This window comes from Faecalimonas canis (assembly GCF_054601575.1).
The window spans coordinates 137,010-143,735 of record NZ_BAAHSI010000036.1 but is presented as its reverse complement, the minus strand read 5'-3'; the positions used below and the strand labels follow the sequence as shown (position 1 = coordinate 143,735).

The 6,726-nt window shown below is 37.2% G+C and carries 7 protein-coding genes; 6 read left to right on the top strand and 1 reads right to left on the bottom strand.

Annotated elements, in window-relative coordinates; translation table 11 throughout:
* Positions 1 to 16: 16 nt before the first annotated feature.
* Positions 17 to 1,336 carry an oligosaccharide flippase family protein gene (locus ACYPXO_RS10505; RefSeq protein WP_459640515.1) on the bottom strand — a complete coding sequence of 440 codons (1,320 nt, stop codon included), beginning with the start codon at positions 1,334 to 1,336 and terminating at the stop codon, positions 17 to 19.
* A gap of 137 nt (positions 1,337 to 1,473) precedes the next feature.
* Here ACYPXO_RS10505 and ACYPXO_RS10500 point away from each other — a divergent pair, with 137 nt between their 5' ends.
* From ACYPXO_RS10500 to gap, 6 genes are all read left to right on the top strand, one after another.
* A complete protein-coding gene (locus ACYPXO_RS10500) occupies positions 1,474 to 1,932 on the top strand; it encodes an RrF2 family transcriptional regulator (protein ID WP_459640514.1) in 459 nt (152 codons plus the stop codon).
* A 16-nt stretch (positions 1,933 to 1,948) separates the two neighbouring features.
* The gene (nifS, locus tag ACYPXO_RS10495) at positions 1,949 to 3,133 is read left to right on the top strand and encodes a cysteine desulfurase NifS (protein WP_459640513.1); all 1,185 of its coding nucleotides are present in this window, start codon (positions 1,949 to 1,951) and stop codon (positions 3,131 to 3,133) included.
* Between the two features lie 21 nt (positions 3,134 to 3,154).
* Positions 3,155 to 3,598 (top strand): Fe-S cluster assembly scaffold protein NifU, encoded by a 444-nt coding sequence (gene nifU, locus ACYPXO_RS10490; RefSeq protein ID WP_459640512.1) that lies wholly within the window; start codon positions 3,155 to 3,157, stop codon positions 3,596 to 3,598.
* Positions 3,599 to 3,610: 12 nt separating this feature from the next.
* Positions 3,611 to 4,693 (top strand): tRNA 2-thiouridine(34) synthase MnmA, encoded by a 1,083-nt coding sequence (gene mnmA, locus ACYPXO_RS10485; protein WP_459640511.1) that lies wholly within the window; start codon positions 3,611 to 3,613, stop codon positions 4,691 to 4,693.
* Between the two features lie 3 nt (positions 4,694 to 4,696).
* Positions 4,697 to 5,497, top strand: a complete 801-nt coding sequence (locus ACYPXO_RS10480; RefSeq protein WP_459640510.1) for a histidinol-phosphatase HisJ family protein — start codon at positions 4,697 to 4,699, stop codon at positions 5,495 to 5,497.
* Between the two features lie 141 nt (positions 5,498 to 5,638).
* Complete coding sequence (gene gap / locus ACYPXO_RS10475; RefSeq protein ID WP_459640509.1) at positions 5,639 to 6,652, top strand: type I glyceraldehyde-3-phosphate dehydrogenase; 1,014 nt, start codon at positions 5,639 to 5,641, stop codon at positions 6,650 to 6,652.
* Positions 6,653 to 6,726: the final 74 nt, after the last annotated feature.

Here is a 6,726-nt window from a genome sequence, read left to right as displayed (position 1 = left end):
GGACGGGTGGTTATGATTATAGTGAAAGATATTTTCGGAGAAAGACGACAGATAGGAACGTGATTACACATTGGCTGACAAGTAATCCCCACAGATAACCGATAATGCTATATGTTGGAATTAAGATAAAAATACCGGCAATGCGAAGGAGAAGTCCTGTTGTGTTGATAAAAAATGTAGTTGTTGTTTTCCCAAGTCCGTTTAATGTGCTGATAAGAGTGTTGTTAGTATACAGAAAAGGACAAATCCATGAAAGAGTTAAAATAAATTTTCCTGCGAGTGTACTGTGAAAGAGAACACTTCCGATAAAATTTCCAAAGAAAAGAAAACCGAGTGTACAAAGAAAACCAAGTGTAAATATGTAAAGAGTAACTTTTTTGATGAGGAAAATCAGACGAGTTTTATCGTTTTGCGTCTGTATTTCTGCGATGGTTGGAAGAAGTATAGTGGATACGGAGTTTGTAATGGCAGAGGGAAAGAGTATGCAGGGGAGTGCCATTCCGGTTAATACGCCGTAAGTGGCAAGGGCGTTGGCGTTTGTTAAGCCATGTAAAATCAGGCAGGCTGGAATAGAAACTGCTTCGATACTCTGTAAAAGATTTAAAAGAATTCTATTTGCAGTAAGTGGGGCAGACAGACGAAAAACTTCAAAGCAGGAAGAAAATGATACAACTGTTTTAGCAGGAAGTGTTCTTGAGTTAGGTTTCTTGTGGGTAAAATAAAAAATACAATAAAGAGAAGATATAATTTCACCGCATACAAGTCCCAAAACGGCTAGAGATATGGAAAGGGGGGTGTGATTTTTTACCTGCAAAAGACAAATACCGTATACAAAAGCAACTCTTGCAATCTGCTCTGTCAATTGAGAAATTGCAGCAACACGCGTGCTTTTTAACCCAAGATAATAGCCGCAAATACAACTGTGTATTGAGGCAAAAGGAAAAATATAAGAAATTTCAAAGAGCAAACTTGTACATCGTGTATCACGCAGAAAATTTTTGGCAATCAAGAAGGCGTATTTTTGTAGAAAGAACATTGTAAAAAAAGAAAGAAAGAAGGACATAATAAGTCCTGAATATAATGTTTGATATGCTTCTGCCTGTTTTTTTAGAGAATGTTTTTGTGCAACAATTCGAGAAATGGCAATTTCAATTCCTGCGGTTGTCAGTGAGAATCCAAGTGCAAAAACTGGAAAAATGAGTTGATATAGTCCGACTCCTTCTTCACCAAAAGTGTGACTTAAAAAAATTCGGTAGAAAAAACCGATAAATCGACTGAGAAATCCGGCAGCAGTTAAAATAAAAGTTCCTTTTATAATTGCATTTTTTTTAGACATAGAATAACTCCTATACTATTTGATATAAATATATTCTGGAAATGACCTTGACAGAACAAAAAAGGAGTGCTATTCTACAGAAGGAATTCCTAGTAAAATAGTAGGGATTTATAAGTGAAAATAAAGAAGGTGAAAACTTGAAACTATCAACAAAAGGAAGATACGGGTTAAGAGCCTTGATTGATTTGGCACAGTACAGCGAAGTGGAGCCTGTTTCCATCAGTAGTATTTCGGCACGACAGGGAATATCTGAGAGATATTTGGAACAGTTAATGGCGTTACTGAAAAAGGCGGAACTTGTTAAAAGTATTCGCGGAGCAGGTGGGGGATATGTGCTTGCAAGAGAAAAGAAAGACATTTCGGTAGGAGATGTGCTAAGGGCATTAGAAGGGAAATTAGAGCCGGTTGAATGTTCCGGATTTTCTGCGGAAGAAGGATGTGAGGCAGCAGGAGGCTGTGTGACAAAATATGTTTGGCAGAGAATTAATGAAAGTATTAATCATACGGTTGATGAAATCAAACTGGATCAACTTGTGCAGGAGAGTAAGGCGATGAACCCTGCGGATAAATGTGAACATAGAGATTGCAATAAATAGACAGGAGGTTAGGAAAATGGAAAGATTAGTTTATTTAGATAATGCGGCAACAACCAAAACAGCACCTGAAGTTGTGGATGCAATGTTGCCGTATTTTACGGAAAATTACGGTAATCCGTCAAGTGTATATAGTTTCGCTTCAAAAAATAAAGAGGTGATTACAAAACAGCGTGAAATTATTGCGGATGTACTTGGTGCGGCGTCAAATGAAATTTATTTCACGGCAGGCGGTTCTGAGGCAGATAACTGGGCTCTGAAAGCGACGGCAGAGGCTTATAAAGATAAAGGAAATCATATTATTACGACAAAAATTGAGCACCATGCAGTTTTACACACGGCAGAATACTTGGAAAAACAAGGTTTTGAAGTGACTTATTTGGATGTGGATGAAAATGGTATTGTAAAATTAGAGGAATTAAAAAAGGCAATCCGACCGACGACAATTTTGATTTCTGTTATGTTTGCTAATAATGAAATCGGAACGATTCAGCCAATAAAAGAAATTGGAAAAATTGCGAAAGAGCACGGTATTTTGTTTCATACGGATGCGGTACAGGCGTTTGGACAAATTCCGATAAATGTAGATGAATGTAATATTGATATGTTAAGTGCCAGTGGTCATAAATTAAACGGACCGAAAGGAATTGGTTTCCTATATATTAGAAAAGGAGTAAAAATCCGCTCTTTTGTACACGGTGGGGCACAGGAAAGAAAACGTCGTGCAGGGACAGAGAATGTTCCGGGGATTGTAGGATTTGGAACAGCCGTAAAACGTGCAGCAGACACAATGAAGGAACGTACTGATAAAGAAATTGAACTGAGGGACTATATGATTGATAGAATTTCTTCAGAAATCCCATATGCTAGGTTGAATGGTGATGCGAAGAAAAGACTTCCAAACAACGTGAATTTTAGTTTCCGTTTTATAGAGGGAGAATCATTGTTGATTATGTTAGATATGAAAGGAATTTGTGCATCAAGTGGTTCAGCCTGTACATCAGGTTCTCTTGATCCGTCACACGTTTTGTTGGCGATTGGTCTTCCTCATGAAATCGCACATGGATCGGTTCGCATGACCTTGAGTGAGGAAACAACAAAAGATGATATTGACTATGTGGTTGACAGTTTAAAAGAAATCGTAAGTAAATTGAGAAGTATGTCACCATTATATGAGGACTTTGTAAAAAAACAAAATAAATAAGAGAGAAAGAAGGATAAGAAAATGTATACAGAAAAAGTAATGGATCATTTCCAAAACCCAAGAAATGTTGGAGAAATAGAGGATGCAAGCGGAGTAGGAACAGTCGGTAACGCAAAATGCGGTGATATTATGAGAATGTATTTGGATATTGATGAAAATCAGGTTATTCAGGATGTTAAATTCAAAACATTTGGATGTGGAGCCGCTGTTGCAACAAGTAGTATGGCAACAGAATTAGTAAAAGGAAAAACAATTTACGAAGCATTAAAAGTAACAAATAAAGCAGTTATGGAAGCGTTGGATGGACTTCCGCCGGTAAAAGTACATTGTTCTTTATTGGCTGAAGAAGCCATTCATGCAGCACTTTGGGACTATGCTGAGAAAAATGGAATTAAAATTGAAGGTTTAGAGAAACCGAAATCAGATATTCACGAAGATGATGAAGAAGAGGAAGAAGAATATTAATAAGGAGTTAAAATGGAGAAGAAAAAGGTAGTTGTGGGAATGTCCGGAGGTGTGGATTCATCGGTTGCTGCTTACTTATTAAAAGAACAGGGGTATGATGTGATTGGTGTTACCATGCAGATATGGCAGGATGAAGATAGAGCCGTTCAAGAAGAAAACGGCGGATGCTGCGGACTCAGCGCTGTGGATGATGCCAGAAGAGTAGCAGATGATTTAGGAATTCCTTATTATGTAATGAACTTTAAAAGAGAGTTTAAAAAGGAAGTTATTGATTATTTTATTGAGGAATACCGTCAGGGAAGAACACCAAATCCATGTATTGCCTGCAACCGTTATGTAAAATGGGAATCTCTTTTGAAAAGAAGTATGGACATTGGTGCGGATTATATTGCTACAGGACATTATGCAAGAATTGTTCTGCTGGAAAACGGACGTTACACTTTAAGACGTTCTGCGACATTAGCAAAAGACCAAACGTATGCTTTATATAATTTAACACAGGAACAATTATCTCACACATTAATGCCGGTGGGCGAATATACGAAAGAGGAAGTACGTCAGATTGCGGAAAAAATTCAATTGAGGGTAGCAAACAAACCGGACAGCCAGGATATTTGTTTTGTGCCGGACGGAGATTATGCTACGTTCATTAAAGAAACAACCGGTGAGGATATTAAATCAGGGGATTTTGTTGACTTAGAGGGAAATGTTCTCGGACAGCATAAAGGTATTATTCATTATACCGTTGGGCAAAGAAAGGGACTCGGTTTGTCTTTGGGACGACCTGCCTTTGTATTAGAAATTCGTCCGGAAACAAATGAAGTTGTTATTGGTACAAATGAAGACTCTATGTCATATACATTGCGAGCAAACCGATTGAATTTTATGTCAATTGACGATTTGGATGGAGAACTACGCGTATTTGCAAAAATCCGTTATAATCATAAGGGGGCATGGTGTACGGTGAAAAAGACTTCAGAAGATGAAGTTCTTTGTACATTTGATGAACCGCAGCGTGCTATTACTCCAGGACAGGCAGTTGTTTTCTATGATGATGAGTATGTAGTCGGTGGCGGAACGATTATAGGAGTGTAAAAGATGAAAGCAGATTTTCATATGCACACAAATTTTTCTACGGACGCCTCTGTATTTCCTGAGAAAATGATTCAAGGAGCAGTTCAAAAGGGATTGCAAACAATATGTATTACTGATCATATGGATAAAGATTACGATATGGAAGGTACACAGTTTGTTTTTTGCCCAGACAAGTATTTTTCTGTTTTCAGGGAACTGCAGGAGAAATATCGCTCGCAGATTGAAGTGAGAATAGGTGTTGAAATGGGCTTACAGCCGCATCTGAAAACATTTATAAATGATTATGTGAATAAATATTCATTTGATTTTGTTATCGGTTCAATTCACCTGATTTGCGGAAAAGATCCGTATTCTGAAAGGGAAAGTTTTTTAGAAGATAAGGCTCTTTATAGAATGGGATTCGAACAGATTCTCGAATGTGTAAAGGAAAATATGAACTTTGATGTTCTGGGGCATATGGATTATGTTGTCCGATATGGAAGAGAAAAAGAAAAATCTTATTTTTGTCAGGAATATATGGAAGTAGTTGACGAAATAATGCGTTCTTTAATCATACAGGGAAAAGGGATAGAATTAAACACGGCTGGATTCAAATATGGGCTTCCGTTTGCTCATCCTCATCCGAGATTTTTAAAAAGGTATAAAGAACTGGGTGGTGAAATTATTACGATCGGTTCAGATGCCCATAAACCTGAACATATCGCCTATGAGTTTGAAAGGGTAAAAGAGATTTTAACGAGTTGTGGCTTTAAATATTATACAGAATTTAAGGAGAGAAAACCGATTTTTATACAAGTTGGATAAAAATGCAAAATAACCTTGAATTTTTGTTTTAAATTTAGTACAATATAAAAAGGTTGATGATTCTTTAACAAAGGAAGAAGAATCTCACAATATATACTGTTGAACAGTGATTTTATAATTAAACTTTAGGAGGAATTAATCATGGCAGTAAAAGTAGCGATTAATGGATTTGGACGTATTGGACGTCTTGCATTTAGACAAATGTTCGGAGCAGAAGGATATGAAGTAGTTGCAATCAACGACTTAACATCTCCAAAAATGTTAGCTCACTTATTAAAATACGATTCATCTCAGGGAAAATATGCTTTAGCAGATAAAGTAACAGCAGGAGAAGACTCAATTACTGTAGATGGAAAAGAAATCAAAATTTATGCAAAAGCAAACGCTGAAGAACTTCCTTGGGGAGAAATCGGTGTTGACGTTGTATTAGAATGTACAGGATTCTATACATCAAAAGAAAAAGCAGAAGCACACATTAAAGCAGGTGCAAGAAAAGTTGTTATCTCTGCTCCAGCAGGAAATGACCTTCCAACAATCGTTTACAATGTAAACCATGACACATTAAAACCGGAAGATACAGTTATTTCTGCAGCATCTTGTACAACAAACTGCTTAGCACCAATGGCTGACGCATTAAACAAATTAGCAACAATCAAATCCGGAATTATGTGTACAATCCATGCATACACAGGTGATCAGATGACACTTGACGGACCACAGAGAAAAGGTGATTTAAGACGTTCTCGTGCAGCAGCAGTTAACATTGTACCAAACAGCACAGGTGCTGCAAAAGCAATTGGATTAGTTATCCCAGAATTAAACGGTAAATTAATCGGATCTGCACAGCGTGTTCCAACTCCAACAGGTTCTACAACAATCTTAACAGCAGTTGTTGAAGGAAATGTAACAGTTGAAGAAATCAACGCAGCAATGAAAGCAGCAGCAAATGAATCATACGGATACAATGAAGACGAAATCGTATCAAGCGATATCGTAGGAATGAGATATGGTTCTTTATTCGATGCTACACAGACAATGGCTCTTCCATTAGACAACGGAACAACAGAAGTTCAGGTTGTATCTTGGTATGACAACGAAAATTCTTACACAAGCCAGATGGTAAGAACAATCAAATACTTCTCTGAATTAGCGTAATTTTAAATTAGAGATAAAGATTCCAAAAGGGGTCCGGTCTTATAGGACTGGGTCCCTTTATTTATACAAATAAG